This window comes from Peptostreptococcus anaerobius 653-L (assembly GCF_000178095.1).
In the GTDB taxonomy this organism is placed as follows: domain Bacteria; phylum Bacillota; class Clostridia; order Peptostreptococcales; family Peptostreptococcaceae; genus Peptostreptococcus; species Peptostreptococcus anaerobius.
The window spans coordinates 107,860-134,471 of record NZ_ADJN01000043.1; the positions used below are offsets into that span (position 1 = coordinate 107,860).

Genomic DNA, 26,612 nt, shown 5'->3' on the forward strand with positions numbered 1-26,612 from the left:
GATACGATATCTTAGGTACTGCCTTTTTTGCAATACTAATTTCTATGCTTATGTCCACAACAACCGTCATGGTGGTGACCTTCACTGTGGTCATGTCCACAACAACCGTCATGGTGGTGGCCTTCACTGTGGTCGTGTCCACAACAACCGTCATGGTGGTGGTGATGGCTATGCTTACCTTTATTTTTACCCATATCTTCGACTAGGTCATACCTTTCCCTATCAATATCTAGCATATCTTCATCATCCATATCACTTTCAAGATTATCTAGCATGTCTTGGGCTATTTCTAGAGTTATAGCTACATTGTCCACTATTCTGTCAATATAGTATTCATCCACTATTCTCTCATCCTTGTAGGTACACCCTATCATCCCATAAATCTGCAGCAGGTGCATATTTATCTCCATCATCTCCCTAAGATTGCCTATCTCTTGGATTGCCTCCTGCTTGTCTAAAGGTTTTAATCTATGATCCATAGCAAAGGCATCTATCATTGTGTCTTCCAGGTATGACCCTAATATAGACAGTATGCAGATAGCATCTAGTATACTCATACCTTCCTGTTCATCAATTTCATAGACATAGTGGTTGGCAGTTCCAAATGTATTCACCTTATATTCTACCAAATCAATATCTATTGGACCAATTTCAAGAATCCTATCTACTACTGCCCTTTTGTCTCCTATCAAGAAATCTACAGACTCCATGTCATCTTGAGTCATCAGGATCATATTGTACTCAGACATTACAAGTCCTAAAATATTTATTATTTCTAGGGTACTTAAGTCCTTTGTCACATCCACTTCAAAAATATTTTTTTCAATATCCATCTTTAAATTTATTCTATTCGTTTCTTTCATGGTACACCTCCATAATATGATTATAAATAACAACTTTATAAGTATTACAAGTATTGCTTTCACTACTAGACCTTTATACAATACCTATTCAAGTTACATATAAAAACGCTTATCCTATAATTGATTATAATTATAGCAAATTTGTTGGGTTTTTTCCACTCTTATATAAAAGTAAACTTGCAAATATTCCTATATGTTACTTCATTAGCCCATAATAGTCCATTAAGAGTTATAGCTAAATGTACAATAAATCTAAAAACAGAGAGGGCAATCCCCTCTCTGTCAAATAAGATAATTAAATTGCTCCTTTATTATAGAGATTCTGCATAGATAGCTCTTACAACTTCTCTAGTTGCTTCTACTGGAGCACATCCCAATAGCCCATCAAGTGATGGTGTAGTGAATGCTAGTTCAGTCAACTTGTCTAGATGGTCTTCTGAAAATCCTTCATCTTTTAGAGTGTTTGTAAGTCCTACAGATCTTAACCATTCCTTGATTAGTTCAGCAGCCTTGTTGGCATCTATATCTTTTTCATCACCAAATATTGGTGCAAATACTTCTTCTATAGTTGCTCTTCTTGATTCAAAAGTATGTCTAACTACTGCTGGAAGTAGTATTCCTAGTCCATATCCATGAGTGAAATCAGTCTTTATAGCACTTAGTGGATGTTCTAGAGCATGTGTAAAGTGTAGTAATCCATTATCAAATGATGAACCTGCTATCATAGATGCATATACTAGGTAGTATCTAGCTTCTACATCCTTAGGGTCCTTTAGAGCCTTTGGTAGGTATTCATGTACTAGTCTAACTACTTCTTTTGCAAGTAATATACTAAGTGGGTTGGCTACTACTGATGTACAGGCCTCAAATACATGGTTAACTGCGTCTACAGATACAGACATAGTCTGGAATTCTGGTAGGCTTACCATTAGGGCTGGATCATCTATGGCATACATAGGATATATACAGTCATATGCTATTGCTGGTTTGTATTCCTTTTCTGGTATAGATACAACAGCAAATCTATCTACTTCTGTTCCTGTTCCGTGAGTAAGGTTGATAGCTATTACTGGAGCAGCCTTATCTGGTGTAAATTCGAACTCATAAAGGTCTGCACAAGTCTTTTCTGGATATGATAGCAATATAGCAGTTGATTTTGCTGCATCTATAGGGCTACCACCACCTATACCTATTACACAGTTGGCTCCTATTGTTTTAGCTAGAGCTACTGCATCATCAACGTCCTTATGCTCTGGATTTGGAGTTATCTTATCAAATAATACATATTCTATATCATTTGCCTTTAGTGCTGGCTCAACTACATCCCAAGCACCTGTCTTTTTATATGCTCCCTTACCTGTAAGTATAACAATCTTATCTAGACCTTTTGCCTTTAATTCCTGAGCTATGTCATTGAACTTGTTAATCGCACCAGCTCCTAGATATGCTGTAGTTTTTAATCTTATCTCCTTGACTTCATTTACATTAATGTCTTTTTCCCACATGGTAAAACCTCCGTTATATATTTTTTATATGCTATCCCAACCCTGTTTAAGCTGGCTTATATCTAGCATAAATTCATTATATTATTCCTGATTAATAAAGTCAATATTTTAACTATAATTTATATATTTTCATTATACTTTTGTTTAATTTTTGCTATTATATTTTTATTTTGGGATAATATCCAAGAATTTTTTGAGTTTTTTTCTATTTTAACGATTATATCAATAGAAATTTGAAATAGTTAATTGTTATTTTTATAGCATATGATATATAATATCTTTTTTGATCTTATCTTTTATTTATACTGGGTATGTAATATGGTATAATATTACATTGGTAACACTATTGTGCTTTGCCAATATAACAAGAATATAGAGCCAAAACTCTAAAATCAACTTTTGGGAGGTATATATGACAATAGCGGATAAAAATTTACAAAATCTTTGCAATGAAATAATGACTTCAAATAATTCAACTGAAGGCGAAAAAGTAAGACCTAAATATGCTGATGGTAGCCCATCTCATACAATATTTGTCAACCAGGTGTTTGAGAAGTATGACCTATCTAAGGGGGAACTTCCAATAGTTACCCTACGCCAAACAGCATGGAAGTCTGGTATCAAGGAGATACTATGGATATATCAGGACCAGACAAACGACCTTGACATATTAAAAGACAAGTACGGTATAACTTGGTGGGATGAATGGGATATAGGTGACAGGACAATTGGTCAAAGATACGGTGCAACTGTTAAAAGATATGACCTAATCAACAAACTTCTTGATGGCCTAAAGAACCAGCCATACGGTAGAAGGCATATAATCAATCTTTATCAGGAGGCGGACCTTGCTGAGACTAAGGGCCTACACCCTTGTGCTATGGAAACTCAGTGGACTGCTCGTGATGGCTACTTGGATATGACCTTGATACAGAGATCATCTGACCTCTTAGTTGCCAATGCCATCAACAAGATCCAGTACGTTGCCCTACAGATGATGGTGGCACGTCATGTGGGTCTAGAACCAGGTGTCTTCTGTCACTACGTAAACAATGCCCACATCTATGACAGGCATATTGACCAGGCAAAAGAAATAATGTCTAGAAAACCTCAGGAAAATGACGAGTCAGTAAGACTTGTTCTAAACCCTGAAAAGACTAATTTCTATGATTTCACTATAGACGATTTTACTATGGAAAACTACAATCCAGTAAAACCAAACCTTAAATTTGAAATGGCTATATAGGTGATATCATGTTAAATATGAATATATCAAATGAATCTAAGAATAAGGATGCTAGACTTGCTCCAGTAAAAAATATATATATGATAGTTGCAATGACTGAAAAAACAAATGCAATTGGTATAAACGGAGATATGCTATTTTACCTAAAGGATGACCTTAAGTATTTCAAGGAAACCACTCTAAACCACACTATTGTATGTGGTAGAAAGACTTATTTCTCATTCCCAAGAAGGCCCCTTCCAAATAGGAAAAATATAATCCTTACCCGTGGGGATGGTTCCTATGAGGGTGCCTATAGCCTACATTCCAAGGAAGAACTTGTAGATTATGCAATAAATAATCCCAATGAGGATATTTTCATATGCGGTGGAGACAATGTCTACAAGCAGTTTATGGATGTAGCTAGCAAGCTATACGTTACTATTATCGATGAAGATCAAGCTGTTGAAGCTGACTCATTCTTCCCCAAATTTGGTGATGATGAGTGGCAGTTGGTCTTTGAATCTGCCTATATAGATCCTGAAACTGCACCTAGGTATAAATTTACGGTATACGATAGAAAATAATTTAAGTATTATACAATAGGAAAGAGTCTAAAAATAAAAAAGTCTAAAAATCTGAACTACAAAACGCCGAACATTGTACCGACCCCCAAAAGTTAGACCTAAAAATCTAACAATTGGGAGGTCGGTTTTTTCATGGCAAAATATTCACTTGAACTCAGGAAAAAAATTGTATCTTAATATTTAAGCAAATAAAAAACCGGACACTAAGTGCCCGGCTAAAAATATTTTTTTAATCTTCTATTGCGTATTTGTGTGCTGTTTCAGCATAAATTGTATTCGTACCACCGATAATATATAGATATTCTATCTTAGATTTTTCGATATAATCATCAGTTACTTTTACTGGTGTTGTTCTTGATAAAAGTATCGGTGCTTTTCTTCTTGCACACACAGGTCCGATTACCAATGCGTCAGGGAATACTTCTCCTGATGCTACAAATACTTCCTTAGATTCTGGATATGTGTAACTTGCAACTAAAACTGCAGTCTCATATCTGTCTCGTCCGTTAAATCTTCTTATTACTTGTGGCAATTGTTCTTCCAATTTCTTGGATACTGAATGTTGTCCACCTGCAACGTAAACTCTCTTAATGTTCAAATCTTTAAGAGCCTTGTCTACCTTCTTGTCAATTTGATTTCTTCTAACCAATAGAATTGGTGCGATTTCTTTTGAACCAAGAGGTGCTGTTGCCAATGCGTCAGGGAAATTTTCTCCAGATGCAATGATGGCCTTGTTCACTTTGCCAGTTAATCTTTGGATTTCGTAAGCTAATTCTGATGAAGTCACATATCTGTCACGACCCCAAATTCTTTGTACGCTGTTTTGATCGTATCTTGCTAATTGTGATTTAACATTTTCAGAAATAGACTTGTGACCACCAACGATAATAACTTCACTAGCTCCCAATCTTACAATTTCTCTTGCAACATCATCTTCTAGATATCTTGTGTTATTCAACAATATTGGAGCGTCCAATACGTGAGCCAAAACAGTTGCAGTCAATGCGTCAGGATAATTTCCTGAATCAGCAATGATTACATATCTTGACTTGTTGAAGAATCTCCTAGAAGTGTTGATAGCTGTGTGAACTCTGTCCTTTCCAGCAACACGTTCAATGTATCTGTGACCGTGTTTTTCAACCTCTCCTGGCTTGTCGCCAGGTTGGTCTGGTGTCGTTTCATCTTTACCAAATTCATAAGTTGCAATTATTTTAGATACATTGGCAGTGAACTTATCTTTAATTTCTTTGCCATAAGTTTTTGTCGTATTTCCTTCTAATTGCCATTTAACAAATTTGTTTTTCTTTTTTACTCCATTGATTGTTTCTGTTTTTCCAGTAGGAGCAAGTATGCCTGGTATTGTAACCTCAACATTTGGTTTTACCCAGAATGTCTTAACAAATCTAGTATTTTCTTCAGCCTTATCTGTTGTGTCAACAATAACTTTTACATAGTTTTCTGGTACAAGTGGCTTTTCATTTCCAATTTGTGGAACTACATTGTCTACAACTGTGATTGGAACTTCAATTACAACAGTCTTTCCATTTGGATATTCTATCTTAACTTTTGCTGTTGAATCTCCAGGCTTATCTACCTTTGGTTCTTTTTCATAAGTTATTTTAGTTCCTTTTGGTAGTGGATCTTTTTCACTTCCAGGGATATTTTTAATTAAGTCTCCTGGTTCTGGTTTATCGCCTTTTGGTGTTACAATATTCTTCTTAGCAACTGGTGCTGGTACTAGTTTTTCTGGAACAACATTAGTAGAATATTGTGCAGTGATTTCTGTATCTTGAGTAAATTGACCATTGATATTTTCATTAGCCCAAGAAGCTACTGTACCTTTTGTAACTTTCCAACCCTTGAAAGTGTAAGTTTGGTCAATGTTATTAACCTTTTCTTTCTTACCTTCTGGTTTTTTTGTTATAGTAACATTTTTTGCCTTAGGGTTTACAAAGTAAACTTTGTTTTTTCCATCTGTTGCTTTGTCTGTTGGGATTAAAATTACTTTTACATAATTATCTGGAACATTTGGCTTGTCTTCGCCTTCTTTTTGTTCCACTACATCACCAGTAACGTTGTATTTTACTGGAACTTCCTTAGTTTCACCATTTGGATAAGTTATTTTAATAGTTGTTTTCTTATCTGTTCCTGGTGTTTTAGTGTCAGGTTCTTTTCCTTTAACAAATTCAATTTTAGTTCCTGGTGGCAAGTTATCTTTGTTATTAGGATCATCATCGTTATATGGATTTTCGATAAAATCTTTTGGTGATGGATTTGATCCTTGTGGTATCCATTGATTGTTCTTGCCTTTTGGTTCTACATTTTTGTCTTGTTCATAAGTTGCAACTATTGTAGATTCTTTTGCAGTGAACGTATCTTCAATTTCTGTTTCATAGAATTTTTCAGGATTGCTTCCTACTAATTTCCATTTTTTGAAATTATTTGTCTTTGTAACTCCGTTTTCCACGACTTTTTTTCCTGTTGGAGCAAGTATATCTGGAATTTTAACTTTTTTATTTGGTTTAACCCAGAATACATTTACAAATTTTGTATTATCCGTTGCTGTATTTGTTGTGTCAACTGTTACCTTCACATAAGTTTCTGGTACAAGTGGCTTGTCATTTCCAATTTGTGGAACTACATTGTCTACAACTGTAAGAGGTACATCTACTATAGTAACTGCTCCGCCTGGGTACTCAACCTTAACTTTTGCTGTCACATTACCTTTGTTATCAACATCAGGTGTTTTTTCATAAGTTATATTTGTTCCAACTGGAAGTGGTTTATCTGGGCTTCCTGGAATATTTTTGATTAAGTCTTTAGCTTCAGGTACATCGCCCTTTGCTGTAACGGCATTTTCTTTTGCTATAGGCTCTTGGAGTATATTAATCCAATTAAACTCATATTTAGCAGTGATGTCAGTTTCTTGGATAAATTTACCCTTAATATTTTCGTCAGTCCAAGATGCTATAGCCCCTCTAGTTACTGTCCAGCCTATAAATTTGAAGGAGGATTTATTTCCATTTATATCCATTTCTTTTCCTTCTGGTTTATTTTTAATAGTAACTTCCTTCAATGGGTTTACAAAGTAAACTTTTTCAGTCTTATCTGTTGCCTTATATGTTGGGATAAGTTTAACAGTTATATAGCCTTCAGGTTTCTTTGTATTTTCGTCTATTTTTTCAATTACATCTTGCAATGCTTTGAAGTTAAATTTATATTCTGCATCTGCTGTATATTGTTTATTTTCTATTGCCGGACTCCAAGTTCCACCTTCGGCTGTGTAGCCAGTATTTGGATTCTTGCTAATATCCTTTGCTGTATCTGTTAGGTCTATATCAACATTTGGTTTCACATAGTAAACTGTTGTGCCTGATAAAGTACCATTAGCATCTGCCTTAAATGTTACAGTTACATATCCGTTAGGTTTATCAGAGCTGTCAGTTTTTCCTTGAGGAATAATGTTGTCAAGTGCTTTATATCCTGCTTTAATTGTTGTATCAGCAGTAAATGTTTGAGTTAATTCTTTATCCCATTTCTCAAATTCATATCCAACGCTTGGCTTAACATCTGGAGCAGGTACTGTTACTTCTTTATTAGGTTTTACATAGTAAACTGTTTTGCCATTTAATTCTCCATGGTCACCTTTAACAAATGTTACTGTTAAATAACCTGCTGGTTTGTCTGATCCATCAGTTTTTTCTTGTGGAATAACATCGCCTTTTACATTATACTTAGCTTTTATTACATCATTGTTGTTGTATTTGATAGCACGTTCGATTTGAGTGTCCCATCCAGCGAAGTCAAATCCTGTGTTTGGTGTAACCTCTGGCGCGTATGGCGTTAATACTGCTGCCTTGTTTGGATTTACATATAGGACTTTTGTTGTATCTTTTGTACCTTTTATCTTACCATCTTTTTCTGTAGAGAAAGTTACTGTGATATAGCCTTCTGGTTTTTCTGACTCATTATCTTTTGTCTTTGGAATTACATCATAAAGTTCTTTGTATTTAGCAGTAACTGTTAAATCTCCAGTTATATGTTGGCTATCTTTTTTATCCCAACCATCAGCTTTATATCCAGTTTCTGGAGTTACTGTCGGTTTAGCTATTTTTGTATCTCCAAGAGTTATGTTTGCAGTTGGATTTACATAGTAAACAGTTTGTCCTTCTATTGATTTACCATTAGCACCCTTATCGAAGGTTACTGCTACATAGCCTTCTGGTTTTGCATTTGGTGTTCCTTTGCCATCAGTTGCTGGAATAATGTCGTCAAGCTTTTTAAAATTACCCTTAACTGTTGTATCAGCTTTATACTTCTTAGTTGTTGTAGTATCTTGATCCCATTCCTTAAATTCGTAACCTGTGTCAGCTACAGTCTTTGGTTGAGGAATTGTTACACCTATATTTGGTTTCACAAAATAAGTGATAGTTTCTCCACCAACAATTTTTCCGGCTTCTTTACCAGCTAACTTTTCAATTTCAAAAGTAACTGTCACATAGCCTTTTGGTTTTTCTGAATCATCATTTTTTGTCTTTGGTATTACAGCTTTCAAGTCGTTAAAGGATCCTGTAATTGTTGTATTCTTGTCGTAAACTGTTGGGATTGTAGCGTCCGTATCCCAAGCACCAAATTTATAACCTGTATTTTCATTTGTTGCTGGTGGGTTGATTTTTACATATTCTGTTGGATTTACATAGAATTTTGCAACGCCAGTAATTGAACCTTTAGCTTCGTCTCCAGTTTTAACAACAAATTTAACTTCCTTATATCCTACTGGCTTTTCATTAGTATTACCCTTGTCATCTTTTTCTGGGATAACATTGTCAAGCTTTGTTGCCTTTGCTGTTACAACTATATCAGCATCTGTGATTACAAATTTATCTTCCTTATCCCACTTATCAAACTTGTATCCAGTTTCAACTGTATATCCTGGATAGCCATAGTCTGTCGTATCATTTTTAATGTCGCTTAATTTCACTCCAGCATTTTTCTTAACATAATAGGCTTTTTCTTCTGTTAATTCTAATCCTTTTTCAGCCTTGAATGTGATTTTAACATAACCATTAGGTCTAACTATGCTAGAGTCATCATGATCAGTTGGATCGAATGGAATGATATTCGTAGCTTCTTCATAAGTCGCTGTGATTATCGTTCCATTTGTATCAGTAAACTTTTTTGGAGTGTTTGGATTGTATTCAGCTCCATCAGCTTTTGCTCCCATCTTCCAGCCAATAAATGTGAAGTATTGTTTACCCACTGGATCTTTAACTGGAATAGTTACTTCTTTTTCAGGATTAACCCAATAAATTTTTTCAGCTTTTGTTTCATCAGTAGCTTTATCTGTTGGAACAAACCTTACTTTAACAAAATTAGCTGGAACTGTATTTGGCTTGTCTTCTCCAGTTTGTGGAATTACATCAGAAACATATTGAGCTGTGATTGTACTTGCTTTTTCGAATTGAGTTCTTGGCTTGTCATTAAGTTTGTATTCAGTTCCGTCTCCTGTTGCAGTGTCTTCTTTTATTGTCCACTTAACAAACTTATTATCGCCAACTCCTGTTGGATCTTTTCCAGGAATTACAACCTTAGCATTTTTATTTACATAGTAGAAATATTTTTGTGGGTCTTTCGCCTTGGTTGTTGGATCTACTGTTACTTTTACATAATCCTTTGGAACGTAGAATGGCTTTTCTGTTAAAGTCTTTGCTTCGTAGATATTTTTTATAACCTTGATAGGTATATCAACTGTTTGGCTTGTGCCATTGGCATGAGTTACTTTTGCCTTAACTGTTTCTACCCTTGTAGGTTCATCATTAGGATTATCTTTTTCTTTTAATTTGTCATAAAGATAAGTTTTTAAATCCTCATCTGTTGTGTATTCTCTATCACCATCAACTATAGCAAATTTATCAGTATCTGCTAATGCTTGTGAAGTAACACTTGCGTCTTTAATCTTAACTTGTCCCTTTAATTTGTCAAGTGTTGGAATAAAGCTATTAACCCAAGTGTCGCCATCTTTAAATGATTCTTTTACTTCAAGTTGGTCTGCAACAATATCGTTATTGTCCCAAATAGCATAGAAAGTCTTTGCTTCTTTGATGTTTGCAAATTCAGCATCAGTAACAGGAGTTTTTCCATCTTTAGTTGTTGACCAACCTTTAAAAGTTTCCCTGTCCTTAGTTGGGTTTTCTGCCTTGTCAGTTAATGTGCCATCATAGTCGACTTCTTTTACGATTTTTTGCTCTGCATCTGGTTTTGTTATAGAAGCAAACTTTCCGCCATTAGCATCAAAGGTCACAGGAATAACTTCTGTCATAGTAATCTTACCACCTTTTATGACATCATAAGTTAAATCATATTTATATGTTTTGCCCTTATAAGAAATTTTCTTTTTATTTCTATCAAGTGTATAAGTGTCGGTAGCATCAGGATCAGGATCTGCCACACCTACTGTTGGTGTTTTATCAAGATCACTTGCTCGATACTCACTATATTCTCCTGGGTTTTGTTGGTCAGGCGCATCGTTTCTTATGATTGTCTTGTCGGTATCGTTACTTGGGAATTTAAAAATACCGTAATCTTCTTGGGTTGCTTCATATCCTGTTAAATAAGAGCCTTCTACTCTTGGTCTCTCAGCTTCAACTACTCCCGTATTCCATTTTGAAGTAAACTTAGTTGAAGCAATTTGTTGAAGACTTAGGTCAAGGTTAATGTTTCCAACTATCTCTCCCGTATTAGGATCCGCTTTGCCGAATGAATGTCCTCCCTCGGTTCCAAAAAATCTTGCTGTCAATAGTTTGACGTGTTCTGTTACATCTTCATCAAGAAGCACTTCATATCTATAAGGCTTCAGATTTGTTGAATATAATGGAAGTTTAGTTGGCTTACCTTCGCTATCAGACCAAGTATAGGTTCCTGCTTTATCAACCTTTAAGAAGAACTTTACTCCTGTTCTTGTTGATGTTTTATCGTCCATTTGTTCAAAAACAATTTGTGCCTTATTAAGTTTTCCATCTACGTCTTTGCCAAAGACACCTTCCCAGTCAAAGTTTCCTCCGTCAAGACCTCTTGTTGTGAAAATCGCATTTACATTTGCAAATATAAGCGGTTTTTGTTCAGCAGTTGGATCTTGATTTGGGAAGTAGGGAGACCTAAATAGTTGGGCTCCCCTTTCCATTCTACGTCCTTGTAGTTCTCGTTTTTTTCGTCTATTGGCTTCTTGTACAGTTTTTGCATCTAATTGTGGATAGGACTTAACATCAATAGTTCCTACCTTGACTAGACTGTTTTTTTCAGGAGTCGTATCCTTAGCAAAACTTGTAAGTGGCACCATGGTTTGAAGAACCATGGTTATTGCCAATACTAGTGTAATTATTCTTTTTTTCAAGATACCACTCCCTATCTAATTGTGTATTCTCTTGTGTCAGATTGTAAGTTACCCTTTGTTGCATAAACACTAATTTTATCATTAGCTTGTAATTTTAAGTTTTGATTACTTAGGTCAAAACAAGTTATTTCTCTTTCTACAATTCTTCTTCTTACTCTAGTTTTTAATGTCATTGTAGTAGAAGTAAAATTATATTCTTGTCCACCTCTAGTTAAAACAAAGTGTCCTCTAGCTTCATCTGTCAATTTAGTAATTTCTACAAAGCTTGCTCCTGCCCTTGGTACTTGAACTGTAATGTTAGGTGCTTCAGTTTCACCGGAATTTATTTCAGTGTCTTTTTCAAATTTACCAGTAACTTTTTTGGTTTCCTCGTCTATGTCCCATCCTTTAAAGTCATATTTTTCATCAGTTTTCACAACTAATGGTGGGGTGATTTCAACTTCTGTATTTGCTTTAACGTAGAACTTTCTATTTCCGAGCATATAAGCTTTGTCTGCCGGAACTTTAAATTCTACTAATACCATACCTTCTGGTTTTTCTTTTTTAATATCTTCATCAGACTTACTAGGGTCTACTGGTATTACATCTGCTTGTGGTTCGTATTGTGCTATAAAGGTTATTTCTTTTCCTTCAAGTTTAAGTGCCTTGTCCCAACCAGAGTTTTCAGCTTTTGCCTTGTAGTATTTTGCTGGAACTATTTTCGGAACTATTAAACCTTTTGCTTCTTCAAAGCTTAAACCTTTAGCAACTTTATAAGTTACTTTATCAATATTTTCAGTTTTCCCTTCTTTAAGTGTGCCATGTTCACCTTTTAGGAAAGTAACTTTGATAAACTGTTCTTCGACTGGATCATTTTCGCCAATTTTTTGAACTGGGTTTTGCCAGATTGCTATTAATGTTTTGTTTTCATTAATAGGTGAGTTCAAGTCGAAGTATGCTTCTTCTTTTTCTTTGCCTTGTTCTTTCCAACCCATAAATACTTTGCCGTTTAATGTTGGTGTTGCAACTTTTGTCAATTTCTTTCCGTATTCAACTTCTTGGCTAGGAACATTGCTGCCGCCCATTGTGTTGAATGTGACTGTGTGCTTAGATGTTGTCCATTGTGCAGTGGCTGTAGTATTTTCATTTAATGTTACTTCATCGCCAACTTTATAAGTTTTTTCTCCTATCTTCCAGCCTGCAAATGTAGCATTTTCTTTGCTAAGTCCTTCTGGTCTTGCAAGTCTTACACTTGTACCATGGTCTACTGTAACTACTGCTGGAACTGTTCCTCTCGCTCCTTCACCAGCTTCATAAGTTAATTTCACCTTAGCTAGTTTAAATTTAGCTACATAGATTCTTTCACTTGTAATTGCTGTTTCAGTATCAATTTCTTCATACCATTTATCAAATAGATAGTTTGTTGCAGGAGCTGTTTTTGGTACTGCTAATTGTTTTTCACCAGCTGTTTTTCCATCAGTTAATTCTACTAATTTTATTTCAGCTTTTGGATTTACATAGTAAATTTTTTCTTTAACATTTCCATCAAGCTTACCCTTGCTTTCATTTTCTGTCTTAAAGGTTACTTTTACATAACCTGCTGGTATTACTTGATTAGGGTCGTTAGATTTTTCTACTATATCCTCAGACTTAACAAAGTTAAATACGTAAGTTTTTTCAGCTGTAATCTTTTCAGACTTTATTTCTGGTGACCATGTTCCACCATTAGAAGTATAACCAACGCTTGGAGTTTTTGTAACTGATTCAGCTGATTTTGTCATGTCGACTTCTACTTCTGGTGATACATAGTAAACTAGATTGCCTGATACTGTTCCGCCTGTACCAGCGTTGAATGTTACTTTTACATAATTTTCTAGAGCATCAGCTGGTTTCTTGCCGCCTGGTGCTTCTGGAATGATGTTCTTGTGTACTTCAACTGGGATTATGACTGGTTTGTCATTTGTTCCTTGTGTAGTACCGTCTTTGTACTTGACGATGACCTTAGCTTCTTGCTTGTCACCCACTGTATTTCCATCAGGTTTAGAAATAACTTCTATTGATAAAATTTCTTTACCCTTTTGTGGTGTGATTTTTCCTTTTAAAATCTCATCCGTTATTTCTTTGCCTTGTGGTGTATCTAATTTAGTAGTCTTTATTGGCTTAACAATTGGTGTAGCTGCAAATCTTTCATAGTAAACAGCTTCGATTACTGTTACTTTGTCAGTAAATTTATTCTTAGCTAAATCAATTTCAACTGCTGGTTTTACGTCTGTTAAACTATCATCGGCTTTGCCAGCTTGAACTTTTTGCCATTCTTTAAATACATAGTTGACTTCTTTTTCTCCAAGTCCTTCAATAGTAACTTTTTGTTTTTCTTTTCCTGTTGGGTTTGCTACTCCTAGATTAACTACCTTAGTAGGGTTAACCCAGAATGTTTTTTCAAACTTTGTATCATCTGTAGCCTTGTCTGTTGTTTTAACTATAACTTTTACATAAGTCTTTGGTACGTCTGGTTTATCTTTACCTTTTTCTTGTTCAACTACATCTCCAGATCCTACTGGTGTGATAATAGTATCTTTTGTAAACTTATGGCGTTTAGTAAAGTTGAAGATTCCATTTTCTTTTGCTTCTTCGTTTTGTTCAGCAATATCAGCTGTCCAGTTTGTAAAGTTAGAGTCCCCGTCATTTTTAACTTCTGGTATTTCTACCCAAGCGTTTGGATTTACATAGTAAACCTTATCGTCTTTGTTTGTAAAGTCTTTGTTTGGTTTAATCGTAACCTTAATATATCTATTTTCTGTATTGCCTTTTAAAATCTCTTTCAATCCACCGTCTTTTGCTTCTTTTCCTTCAGCTTCTTTTAAGAATAGTGGTTTGTCGCCGTCCTTGTTAAGGGCTTCGTAGACGTTCTTGTAAACTGTAATCGGTATAGTTAGTTCTTGCGGATCTTTGCCGTTTGTAAAAGTAACTTTAGCCTTGACATTTACTGTACGAACAAGCTCATCCTTATCGGCAGCTTTCTTTTCGTTGACTAATGCGAAGACTTGTTCATCACTTGTTAATTCAATGCCAGCATTGTCGAATAAACTTATTTTAGTTCCTTCTGGTAGTTTTTTAACTTCATCTTTTTCTTTCCATACTAATTGTTTCTTTAAGTCTTCAATCTTTGGAGCAAAGTTATTTGTCCATTTGTTTTCAGGATCTTTAAAAGCTTCTGTTCTTACTAGGCCAGATGCACTTAATCCTGACCATTCAAAGTAAGCTGTGAAAGTGTGGTTTTCGTCGATAATTGTATTTTTGTTTAATAGTCGACTATTATCCCACTTAGTAAATTTCCTTCCAGTTTCTGGAGTGATGTAGTGCTTGTCTGGGTCTACAGTTTCGCCTTCTGCCAATTCTTTAGGAACTGGAAGTAGGTCAGATTTAATTCCTTTTATTACATCGTAGTGTAACTCTGTAATATCTTTACCATCTTTATCCTTACCAAAGGATCCACCTTTTTCTGCCTTAAAAGTTACTCTTACATATCCATCTGGTACTGGATCATCTTTTTTAGTTTCGATTACTCTTACGTCCTTATAATAGAAGGTAATTTCATCTTTACCTGTTCCATTGATGCCCTTTAATGCATTAGTATCTTCATCTACATCAAAGAAGAGTTGTTGTTGTGGTTTTTCCTTGTCAGCTAATACCCAACCTGGTATTGGTCTATAGTTTCTTGCATCATAATGACGGTTACCATTGGAAACAAGTTCTTGGTCTATAATAGCCGCACCTTCTTGTGTTTCTTTACCTTTAAATCTTTCGTCTATATAGTTGACCTTGTACTCACGACTTCTAAATGGCTTGTAGAAGAATTTAAAGACATTGTTAGTTACTTTAGGATTATCTTCTATCTTATTAGTTTCTGTATTTAGAATCTGTGCCGGTTCAACACGGAATTGTTGGAAGAAGGTGTTATCAGCATTTACTCGATTGTTATAATCTTTGTAAATACTATAAACATCTGAAGTATCCTTGTGAGCTTCAAGCTCTTTATCAGTTGCCAAGATATATTTGTCGCCTTGCTTGTCACCTGTTGTAGCAACTAAATAGTTAGCACGTTTGTCTTCAAGCGTGTCTTCAAGTTTTTTCTTTAACATATAATCCTTGTCCAAGATATAATGTTCAACTTTAACATCTAGTCTATCGTTAGGAACCCAAATTGCCTTTAGATATACTGGTGCTACAACGTCGTTACCAAAGGAGTATAATTCTGGAACCTTATATTTATCTCTATAGCTTGTGTCTTGCTCGTTAGTGTAGTCGCCTGTTGTGGGATTTTTCATGTAACGAATGACTTCCCAACCCATAAAGTCGTAGCCCTTCCTTGTAGGCTTAATTTCTGGTTCAACTAGTTTTTGTCTTTGAATAACTGTAAAGACTTGCTTGTCGCCATCGTTAGCTTCTTTTTTCGCAAAAGTCTTTTTCTCTTCTTGACCTCTGTCCCCTACTTGGATGGTCTTGCGTTCTTTAGTTACTTTTGTTTCGTCAATTGATCTTAAATTTCCACCGTTCGGGTCGAAAGTTACCTTCCATTGATGATCAGGTTCGCCCCACTTAGCATATAGGTTTACTGGGTGAGAAGGCATCTTCTCGCCCGGGTTCTCCCAGATAAGCTTGGTACCGGCAGGGTCTAGGGCCCAGCCCTTAAAGACCATTTGATTGGAAAGATTGTCCGGTCTTTTGACTTTTAACTTGCCATCAGCATCTGCGAATACTAAGTCTGTAAGGCCTAATTCTTTTAACTTTTCCGGATTATCCAATAGGTTGGCAGGATTGTCTTTTTTATATTCTTCGTTGTCTTTTAACTTAGGGCTTAGGGCCTTTAGAGGAAATTCGTAGTAAGTTTGTAGTTGGTTTGTTGAGTTAAACTCTTTGTCGCCCTTAATCTTTGATGGGTCGTAGTTAAATCTTAGTGGATACTTGTTACGAGAATACTCAAATTTCAAGTAGCCATTTTGATCAAATTCACGATTATCACCAGGAAAATTCTTCATGAAATATAACTTTCCCTTTTGTTTAGGTTCTCCATCTTCATCTAATTCTTTAGAATATACCTCAGGAAAAGGTGTTACTTCTTCACGTTCATCATTGAGGCTATCTAAATCATAACTATCCTTAAACTCTGACCCTCTTCCTCCTGAATTCTTTGGTGTAAAACCTTGGAGATCTGGAAGAAGAAATCCCGTGTATTTGCTATTGTTAGTATCTGATTTTATGGTGTAGAGGTCATAATCTATAACTTGTTCACCATCAAAATCATCCAACCAAAAGTCTATGTGGTGGGGCATTGTTTGCTCATTTTGATCAATACCAAAGGAAAGGTCTGTAATGCTAGCTGGCTCTGTTTTTCCATTGCCTAGGTCTATTTTACTAACATATCCACCTTGTTTTTCTAAATCAGGACAATCTATAAAAAGATTGGCGGAGAGTCTATAAGGCGGCGTGTCTCTATAATAATAATGTTTTGGTTTTTTTAAATTTGGTAACCATCCTAAACTATTATTACCTTCATCAAATCCCCTTACTTCCTTTACATCGTCTGGCCACAAACCAACCATATTTTGGTTATAGCGTGCCTTGAAGTGGTAGGGATTACCCTCTTTACCTACTTCTTTACCGTCTTTGCTTATTTCTGGATAAAAAGAGGATCCAGCCACGTTAGATTTTGTAAAGTAGAGGTTGTAGACTTGTCTATCGTAGTAGATGTTGTAGACAGTCTTACCTGTTGAATCCACAGACTTAACTAGGTTTACATTCTTAGGGTCCTTGTTTTGGTCGTTAGTTAGAGCTTGGTTGTAAACATAGAACTTGTTTAGATAAGTATTTCTGCCAGAATTTGATTTTTCGCCGTCCCATATCTTATTAAGACGATCTTGGTCTAGGTCTGGGAAGACTATGTCTTTTACAGACACCTTATCCAAGTTTGGTCTTGAGCCTGTGTTTTGGTCTTTATAGACGCGAGTGCCTATATAGTCGTACTTATCTGCTAGGGAAGCACCATCTGCATGGTCTGCCTTTTCTGCCCAGAATTGTACTGCATAGTCAGCCTTTTCCTTGTCCTTCCACACTGCTGTGAAGGTAACCTCTGATGCAGGCATATTTAAACTTATTGTATCACCATATTTTATCGGTTTAAGATCACCTTTTTCATCCTTTACGAAATTATCACCTTCTTTTTGATATATAGTATTGTGAAGGTCAACTATAGCATTTCCTTTACTGTCTTTAATTATTTCACCATTTTTAAATTCTGCATTCTTACTATTTAGCTTTCCTTTTAAACCAACAGATGGTTTCCATCCTAGGAATTCGCAACCTAGTTTTGTAGGTATACTTGCAGGTTCGATTGTTGGAACGACTTGTTCGTAGTAAAGGTTACGGTTTGGAATCTCGGTGCCGCCCGCTGTATCAAATTTTACATCGTAGTGGGCACGGTTGTAACGGTATTCCAAGATAAAGTTCTTAGCTTTTTCTGGAACTCGCATTGTGATAGAGTCAGCTTCTGGAACAAAGCCTTTTACTCTCGGATCGTTTTTGTCCAATGGACTTACTTCCATTGTGGATCCTGTGTTACCATTTTGAGTTGTGAAAAGTGCTTTTTCATCTCCAATGCTTCCATCTGGATTTGTGTACTTGTTAAAGTCTTCTAGGTCTTGGAAGACATGTTTGATTTTAATTTGATTTGACTTGGCCTTGTAGCGAAAATCTCTATTAGCTTGGTATCTGATTCCATTAGTATCATTGCCTGTCTGATTTTTTACATCTGCAGCATCTTTTATAGTGTTGTAGTCAATTTTAAAATCATCTTGTGGTTCAATATAACCAGAAATCACAGGTAATTTTATGGTCCTATTGACCTTAGCTTTTTGTTCATCACTTGCTGCTGCACCTACACTAGCAATATAAGGTTGGTAGTTAACCTTATACTTCTCACCTCTTTGCACCTTGTAGTCTGTCCTTAGGGTGTAGATAGCAGGCTGGTCTTGATTTTTGATCAAATCCGCTGCCGTCTTCCCCTCTTCTGGTTTCGCCACCTTAACAGGTGTTTTGTTGTTTATGATTTCGTTTTTATACCTTGACAACTTATTGTGATCGACATTAGCTGCCAATGAGTGTATCGGCATCGATGTCAATATCATTATCATAGCAATTGAAAAGCAAAGAAATCTTCTAATTTCTTTTCTAATCGAATGTCTCATAACACCACTTCCTTCCTAAAATTTATTTTCAAATAGTTTGCTTATAGTTAAGCTTATCCTCATTATATCACATAATCAGTATTTTTCAATATGATGTATTGCTATCCAGTGTCTTACTTCATGGATGAGTCCTGTCAAATACAGGCTCTCCACCTTGTTGGAAAAAATTAGCGAGTCAGCCTAAACTGTCTCGCTAATAAAGTCTAACTTTTTGGGTTCACATCTTTTTTTAAAATTATAAGCTCTGGCAAGCTGTTATTATTGATAGCTTGTATACGTCTTCTTCGTTGCATCCTCTTGACAGGTCAGTTATTGGCTTGTTTAGACCCTGTAGGATTGGACCCAAAGCTTCGAAACCACCTAGTCTCTGAGCTATCTTGTATCCTATATTACCAGCTTCTAGTGATGGGAACACAAATACGTTGGCAAATCCTGCTACCTTTGATCCTGGAGCCTTCTGCTGGCCTACTGACTCAACTATAGCAGCATCAAACTGGATTTCTCCTTCGATTGGAAGTTCAGGAGCTAATTCCTGAGCCATCTTTGTAGCTGTTTGGACCTTAGTTGCTAGGTCATGCTTTGCTGATCCCTTAGTTGAGAATGATAGCATTGCAACCTTTGGATCTATTCCAAATATCTTTGCAGTCTTAGCTGATTCTACTGCTACTCCTGCTAGGCCTTCTGCATCTAGTTCTATGTTTATTGCACAGTCAGAGAATATGTACTTTGTATCTCCCTTGATCATTACAAATGCACCTGAAGTTCTAGATACACCTGGCTTTGTCTTTATTATCTGTAGGGCTGGTCTTACTGTGTCACCTGTTGAGTGAACAGCACCTGATACCATACCTGCCACCTTATCCATGTAAGTTAGCATTGTACCGAAGTAGTTTTCGTCTAGAAGTAATTTTCTAGCATCTTCTTCAGTAACCTTGCCCTTTCTTCTTTCTACAAATGCTGCAACCATTTCATCAAATTCTGCATAGTCTGCTGGATTTATTATTTCAACGCCTTCTATGTCGATTGATTTTTCGCTAGCTACCCTTCCTATTTCAGCTGGATCACCAACTAATACTGGTACTAGGATACCTTCCTTATGTAATCTTGAAGCAGCTCCTATTATTCTAGGTTCTGTTCCTTCTGGTAGTACTATCCTTATATACTTACCCGCAATTTGAGACTTTAATCCATCGATTAATTCCATCTTTTACCTCCTAAAATTTTATTAAATATCCCATACCCAGACCTAAAATCCAGGTATAGGTTTTAAATCTTCTAATATCCTTGTGACTGTCGGCATATATTTTTTGGATTTTTTAAAGGACTCATCCTTTAACCTAATCAATCCATATACTATACCTGTCACTAGTAGTCCTATTCCAAAACTATACACTTCAAGTAAATGACCAGCAACCACTGATCCAAGTGCATAGTAGGAGCCTACTGTGCCTGCTACTAGGGCTGTCAATGGTAGTCCATATAGGATTCCTAGAGCCCTCATGACATTGATATGTTCCATGCTGACCTCTACATAATCACCTACTTGACTACCTATACTGTTGTCTACTTCTACTATTATATCCATAGACTCACTCTTTGCAGCACCTATACATTTACCACAGCTAGCACAGGCTGACATTCTCCTCATCTGAAACTTGGCTGTCTTATCATCCATTACCTCTACTATATATCCTCTTTGATCCATTATGCTACCTCCTATTGAAGACCTGTCAAATTCAATTACTTGGAGTACCTGCCTATCAAGCTTATCAGTTCTTCTATTAGGGCATCTCTGTCCTCTTCCTGATTCTCAATAGCATCGATCAAGCATCCCTTTATATGGTTCTCTAGTATCATGACTCCTACAGCATTTATTGCTGACTTTACTGCTGTAACCTGTGTCAGTATATCTATGCAATAACGCTCGTCATCAACCATTGACTGGATACCCTTGACCTGGCCTTCAATCCTTTTAAGGCGCCTGATTAGTGCATCCTTGTCATTTTTAGAATTCAATTTTCTATCCTTGTTCACTTCATGTGTGCAACAACCACTCATCTATAATCTAGCCACCTTTATTATTCTTCTATAGATACCTTGATGCTTTTATTCTTCTATAGATACCTTGATACTTAATTCCTTTAACTGATCGTCCTCTGCAATAGACGGAGCCATAGTCATAGGACAAACAGCATTCTGGTTCTTAGGGAAGGCTATAACCTCTCTAATATTGTCTGCTCCTGCAAGTAGCATTACTAGTCTGTCTAGACCAAATGCCATACCACCATGTGGAGGTGTACCAAACTTGAAGGCATCTATTAGGAAACCAAACTTGTTGTAGGCTTCTTCATCTGTAAATCCAAGAGCCTTAAACATTCTCTTCTGGACTTGTGAATCAGATATTCTAATTGATCCTCCTCCTATTTCATATCCATTAAGGACTATATCATAAGCCTTGGCTCTTAATTTTAATTTATCTTCATCTTCTAGGTGGTCTAGGTCCTCATCCATTGGTGATGTGAATGGATGGTGCTTGGCTGCAAATCTTCCATTTTCTTCGTCTTCTTCAAATATTGGGAACTCAGTCACCCACAATAGGTTGAACTTGTTAGGATCAGCTAGGCCTAGCTTGTCTGCTACTGCTATTCTGACCTGACCTAGGGCATCATACACTACAGAATCCTTGTCCGCTACAAACAGTAACAAGTCTCCTAGTTCTGCTCCCATCTTTGTCTTTATAGATTCTAGTTCTTCTTCTGAGAAAAACTTAGCTATTGGTGAAGTTACACCTGCTTCTGTAATCTTCATCCAAGCAAGTCCCTTAGCCTTGTATAGCTTGGCATGGTCTTCTAAATGAGATATCGCCTTTCTAGTGAACTCTTCTGCTCCACCCTTAACATTGATACCTCTTACTGATTTTCCATCCTTAGTTGAATCTGCAAATACCTTAAATCCACAGTCTGCAACTACATCAGATATGTTTACAAATTCTAGTCCATATCTAGTATCAGGCTTATCTGAACCAAACCTATCCATCGCTTCCTTGTATGTAAGTCTTGGAAGTGGTAGATCTATATCTATTCCCTTGATTTCCTTAAATAACTTCTGTAGGAAACCTTCCATCATTGTCATTACGTCGTTCTCTTCAACAAATGACATCTCAAGGTCTATCTGTGTAAACTCTGGCTGTCTATCCGCTCTTAAATCTTCATCTCTAAAGCACTTTACTATCTGGAAATACCTGTCCATTCCAGATACCATTAACAACTGCTTGTATAACTGTGGTGACTGTGGTAGAGCGTAGAACCTTCCTTCATTTACTCTTGATGGTACTAGGTAGTCTCTAGCTCCTTCTGGAGTAGGCTTTACCAAGAATGGAGTCTCTATCTCACAGAAATTGTTGTCTGATAAGTAGTTTCTAGCTATGTTTGTCACCCTATGTCTTAGCATTAGGTTCTTCTGCATCTTTGGTTTTCTAAGATCTAGGTACCTATACTTTAGTCTTAGGGCCTCTGCTACATCATCATCGTCCTTTACATAGATTGGTGGTGTCTGTGATTCATTTAGGACTCTTAGTTCTTCGACGAATACTTCTACATCACCTGTAGCCATGTTAGGGTTCTTTGACTGTCTCTCACATACCTTACCCCTTACAGCTATTACATACTCTGATGCTAACTTTTCGCCCTTTTCAAAAGCTTCCTTGTCTACATCAATATCGAATACTAGCTGGGCTATTCCTCCCCTATCTCTAAGGTCTACGAATACTAGTCCACCTAAGTTTCTCTTCTTCTGTACCCATCCCATTAGGGTTACTTGCTGACCTACGTTTTCAATTCTTAGTTCTCCTGCATAACAAGTTCTATGCATTCCTTTAATATTATCCACTCTATCTCCTCCTATAACAAGCCTTTAAATTCTTCTACTAGATTGCTAATCTTGACTGACTTTTGCTCACCTGTTTCCATATTTTTAAGTGTAGCCTCGTCCTTTTCAAGCTCTTCATCGCCTATTACAATTGTGTACTTGGCATTTATCTTGTTTGAATACTTGAACTGGGCCTTGAAACTACGGTCAAGGTGGTCCTTATCAGCTGATATATGGTTGTCTCTTAGGTTCTTTAATATACCAAATGACTTTAACTTGGCCATCTCTCCAAGAGTTACTATATATATATCCGTTTTATTTGGATTTTCTATTTCTATATTGTTGGCTTCTAGAGTAAGCAACAGTCTTTCAACACCCATACCAAATCCTACTCCACTGTAGCCTTCTGGACCGCCTATCTGTTCTACTAGTCCGTCATATCTACCTCCACCACATACAGTAGACTGGGCACCTAGGTCATTTGATATTATTTCAAATGCTGTCCTCTTATAGTAGTCTAGCCCTCTTACAATCTTCTTATCTACATGGTACTTGATATTCATCTCGTCTAAGTAAGACTTTAGTTTTTCAAAGTGGTCTTGACAGTCTTCACACAAGTGGTCTGCCATAAGCGGTATATCCTTGATGTTGTCCTGACAAGTCTGAACCTTACAGTCTATAACTCTCATAGGGTTCTTTTCACGTCTTTCATTACATAAATCACATAATACATCTGACTTTTTTTCTAAATATTCCTTAAGTAACTTGTTGTATGACTCTCTACATACTGGACATCCAACTGAGTTGATTGACACTGACAGGTCTTTAAGTCCTAATTCACCCAGGAACTGCATAGCAAGTGATATAGCCTCTGCATCTAGAGATGGTGTGTCACTTCCTACTGCCTCTACACCAAATTGGTGGAACTGTCTTTGCCTACCTGACTGGGGTCTTTCATACCTAAAACAAGGTGTTATGTAAAATAACTTTGTAGGCTGGGCATCTGCAAACATCTTGTTTTCTATAAATGCCCTGATCACTCCTGCTGTACCCTCAGGCTTAAGAGTTAAATCCCTATCTCCCCTATCCTTAAATGAGTACATCTCTTTTTGAACTATGTCTGTAGTATCACCTACACCCCTCTGAAATAGTTCTGTGTTTTCAAATATAGGTGTCCTTATCTCTTCATAACCATACATCGAGCATATTTGTCTAAACTTAGTTTCTAGATAATTCCACTTGAATGATTCTTTTGAAGTTATATCCTTTGTTCCTCTTGGAGCGCTAATTTTCATTCTTTTCAACCTCCCGCCTCTTTTTTTCTATCATTTCATCAACCCTACTTAGGTAGTGGTCAAGGTCCTTGACATCGTCAACCCTCTCTATCCTATTTTCGTCTAGGTAGACGAACTTGGATACTGCACCAGCACCTATTGCATAGTTTGACTGTTTTTCTTCCATTATCTGCATATTGTATAGGCATTCTTTACCTTCTTTGGCATAACCAATATTTTCCAGGTTGCCTAGCATATGCTTTTGCCTGTACATATAATATGGATTGTAGCCGTTTTGGGCCATGGCATCTCTTGATATTTTTATCATTTCAACCATTTGCCTATATGACGTCAATTCGTCTTCATAGTCTTCTATATTTATCTTCAAGTCTGATGCCCTCTTGAGTGCCAGTGTATGTACTGTCACATTTTCAGGGTTCAGACCAACTATCGTATTCATTGTATGAGCAACCATATCTGGAGTCTCATTTGGAAGACCCAATATCAGGTCCATATTGATATTATCAAATCCCAACTCTCTTGCCATATTAAAGCAGTCTACTATATCCTCAACACTATGACGTCTACCTATCTTGTCAAGTGTGACTTGATTCATAGTCTGTGGATTGATAGATATTCTGCCTACACCATGCTTTTTAAGGACTAGGAGTTTTTCTCTTGTTATGGTGTCTGGCCTACCAGCCTCTACTGTAAACTCCTCAATCCTAGAGAGGTCAAATATGTCAAATAGGCCTGTGATTAACCTGTCTAAATCATGAGCCTCTAGGGCTGTAGGTGTTCCGCCACCTATATAAAATGACTCTATAGTCTTGCCTTGCTTTGTAATTATATCAGCTAGTCCCTCTGCCTCTACTAGGAGTGTATCCACATATTGTCCCCTCTTTGACCCCTGTATACCAAGGGCATTTGATGGGAATGAACAATACAGGCACCTCGTTGGACAAAATGGTATAGATACATATAGGGAAATCTTGTCCCCATCAAGAGGATATATGTAAGGTCTTTCCCTCTTGGCTATATCTATTATAAGGTCTAGTTTTTCGTCACTTATCAGGTACTCCCTCTTCATGGTATCCCTGATTGTAGACTCATCAATACCCTCATCCAAGTGGCTATGTATCAGCTTGACTGGCCTAATACCAGTCAGTATACCCCAAGGTACATTGGCATCGTACTTGTCATTGAGGTAGTCAAACATAGACCTTTGAATGAGTCTTTTTGAAATGGTCTTTACTCTATTATCTATCTTTTTTTGATTGTTTGCAAATTTTTTTTCTTTTAGGTCAATTGTATCTTGTGTAGACTTATAATATACCCTAAGCCCATACTCATAGGCATATGTTGTAGACTGGATATATATTTTTTGGTCTTTTAGGTCAATATCCAACTTGTTGGCTAGACAAGAAAGCTCAGAAGCCTTTACGTCCTCTGAGTCCTCTATCTGACTTTCAAAAATACCGCCATCTACATCTTCTATAAAATCAAAGCTAGATGTAAACAATCTCAAAAATTCAGATATCTCGTATTTATAATTGTGTCCCTTTAGTACTATATTTAACATTACAACTTATCCTATCAACTGCATATAGTAGTTTACTTTCTTTTCTATACCTAGCTTGGTAGCTGGTCCATGGCCTGGATATACTGTGATGTCGTCTTCCATCTTGCTAAGCTTCTTTAATGACTTGAGTATCTGGTTGTAGTCTCCACCATATAGGTCTGTCCTACCTATAGAATCCTTAAACAAGGTATCACCTGTAAACATATCCATGCCACATCTTATGCACATACCACCCTTAGTATGACCCGGTGTTGCGAAAAATGAGAAGGTATTTTCTCCCATCTTAAGCTTGTCCCTGTCCTTAACATATATGTCTGCATCAAACTCTATACTCTCTGGATAGAACTGGACACTTAGGTTCTTGCTGGCATCATTTAACATTTCTTTTTCATCTATATGGGCTACAATTTTGGCCCCTGTATATTCCTTTAGTTTCTCAACATCACCTATATGGTCTGCATGACCGTGAGTTAGTAGTATGTACTTGACATCTAGGTCAAGTCTTTTTATAGTATCAACAGCATCCTTGAAGTTAAGGGCTGGATCTACTATAACTGCCTGCCTAGTTTGTTCATCATAGTATACATATGTATTTTCTTGCATCATCCTATCTACTAGCACTTCTAACTTCATCTTTTCCTCCTAAAAATTCTTATTGGAATCGACCAATATTGTAACTGGTCCATCGTTGATCAGTTCAACCATCATATGGGTCTTAAACCTTCCTGTCTCTGTTCTTATCCCCATACTTCTAGCCTTGTCCACAAATTTTTGGTATAGGTTGTCAGCCATTTCAGGTCTGGCAGCTTCAATAAAGCTAGGCCTCCTACCCTTCCTACAATCACCAAGTAGGGTGAACTGGCTGACAACTAGTAGACTTGCTCCTATATCCTGAAGAGATAGGTTCATCTTGTCGTTTTCATCTTCAAATATCCTAAGGTTTACTATCTTGTCAACCATATATGTTACATCTTTGTCTGTATCTCCATCAGCAACACCTAGTAGGACCATCAGACCCTTATCTATCTTACCAGTCGTCTCTCCTTCAACTGTGACGCTTGATGAAGCAACTCTTTGAACTACTGCCCTCATACTT

Annotated in this window: 14 protein-coding genes; 2 read left to right on the forward strand and 12 right to left on the reverse strand. The window is 36.6% G+C overall.

Translation table 11 applies throughout. The features are described 5' to 3' along the window. Positions 1–35: 35 nt before the first annotated feature. Positions 36–863, reverse strand: coding sequence for a hypothetical protein (locus HMPREF0631_RS04935; RefSeq protein ID WP_002843788.1), 828 nt, complete (start codon positions 861–863; stop codon positions 36–38). A 311-nt stretch (positions 864–1,174) separates the two neighbouring features. Then, positions 1,175–2,368 (reverse strand): iron-containing alcohol dehydrogenase, encoded by a 1,194-nt coding sequence (locus HMPREF0631_RS04940; RefSeq protein WP_002843763.1) that lies wholly within the window; start codon positions 2,366–2,368, stop codon positions 1,175–1,177. A 412-nt stretch (positions 2,369–2,780) separates the two neighbouring features. Between HMPREF0631_RS04940 and HMPREF0631_RS04945 the strand changes: the two genes are divergently transcribed. Together HMPREF0631_RS04945 and HMPREF0631_RS04950 are read left to right on the forward strand one after the other, a co-directional pair. Beyond that, positions 2,781–3,614, forward strand: a complete 834-nt coding sequence (locus tag HMPREF0631_RS04945) for a thymidylate synthase (protein ID WP_002843727.1) — start codon at positions 2,781–2,783, stop codon at positions 3,612–3,614. Between the two features lie 8 nt (positions 3,615–3,622). Continuing rightward, the gene (locus tag HMPREF0631_RS04950; RefSeq protein ID WP_002843856.1) at positions 3,623–4,180 is read left to right on the forward strand and encodes a dihydrofolate reductase; all 558 of its coding nucleotides are present in this window, start codon (positions 3,623–3,625) and stop codon (positions 4,178–4,180) included. A 229-nt stretch (positions 4,181–4,409) separates the two neighbouring features. On the opposite strand, the gene HMPREF0631_RS09570 is transcribed toward HMPREF0631_RS04950, so the two are convergent. From HMPREF0631_RS09570 to dtd, 10 genes are all read right to left on the reverse strand, one after another. Further along, on the reverse strand, positions 4,410–11,570 hold the full coding sequence (locus tag HMPREF0631_RS09570; RefSeq protein WP_002843815.1) for a cell wall-binding repeat-containing protein: 7,161 nt from the start codon (positions 11,568–11,570) through the stop codon (positions 4,410–4,412). Positions 11,571–11,581: 11 nt separating this feature from the next. Then, positions 11,582–18,793: an InlB B-repeat-containing protein gene (locus tag HMPREF0631_RS04960; RefSeq protein WP_002843778.1), complete on the reverse strand. Its 7,212-nt coding sequence runs from the start codon at positions 18,791–18,793 to the stop codon at positions 11,582–11,584. A gap of 235 nt (positions 18,794–19,028) precedes the next feature. Continuing rightward, entirely contained in the window at positions 19,029–19,997 is a 969-nt protein-coding gene (pta, locus tag HMPREF0631_RS04965) for a phosphate acetyltransferase (protein WP_002843766.1), read from the reverse strand. 42 nt (positions 19,998–20,039) lie between these two features. After that, entirely contained in the window at positions 20,040–20,498 is a 459-nt protein-coding gene (locus HMPREF0631_RS04970; protein WP_002843838.1) for a SoxR reducing system RseC family protein, read from the reverse strand. A gap of 35 nt (positions 20,499–20,533) precedes the next feature. Next, the gene (locus HMPREF0631_RS04975; protein WP_002843807.1) at positions 20,534–20,851 is read right to left on the reverse strand and encodes a metal-sensitive transcriptional regulator; all 318 of its coding nucleotides are present in this window, start codon (positions 20,849–20,851) and stop codon (positions 20,534–20,536) included. A gap of 48 nt (positions 20,852–20,899) precedes the next feature. Next, positions 20,900–22,681, reverse strand: a complete 1,782-nt coding sequence (aspS, locus tag HMPREF0631_RS04980; protein WP_002843831.1) for an aspartate--tRNA ligase — start codon at positions 22,679–22,681, stop codon at positions 20,900–20,902. A gap of 11 nt (positions 22,682–22,692) precedes the next feature. Next, a complete protein-coding gene (hisS, locus tag HMPREF0631_RS04985) occupies positions 22,693–23,955 on the reverse strand; it encodes a histidine--tRNA ligase (protein WP_002843822.1) in 1,263 nt (420 codons plus the stop codon). Further along, the gene (gene hemZ, locus HMPREF0631_RS04990; protein ID WP_002843787.1) at positions 23,945–25,516 is read right to left on the reverse strand and encodes a coproporphyrinogen dehydrogenase HemZ; all 1,572 of its coding nucleotides are present in this window, start codon (positions 25,514–25,516) and stop codon (positions 23,945–23,947) included. The genes hisS and hemZ overlap by 11 nt, the downstream gene beginning before the upstream one ends. A gap of 6 nt (positions 25,517–25,522) precedes the next feature. After that, positions 25,523–26,149, reverse strand: coding sequence for an MBL fold metallo-hydrolase (locus tag HMPREF0631_RS04995; protein WP_002843782.1), 627 nt, complete (start codon positions 26,147–26,149; stop codon positions 25,523–25,525). Between the two features lie 9 nt (positions 26,150–26,158). Further along, positions 26,159–26,608 carry a D-aminoacyl-tRNA deacylase gene (gene dtd, locus HMPREF0631_RS05000; protein ID WP_002843820.1) on the reverse strand — a complete coding sequence of 150 codons (450 nt, stop codon included), beginning with the start codon at positions 26,606–26,608 and terminating at the stop codon, positions 26,159–26,161. Between the last annotated feature and the right edge of the window lie 4 nt (positions 26,609–26,612).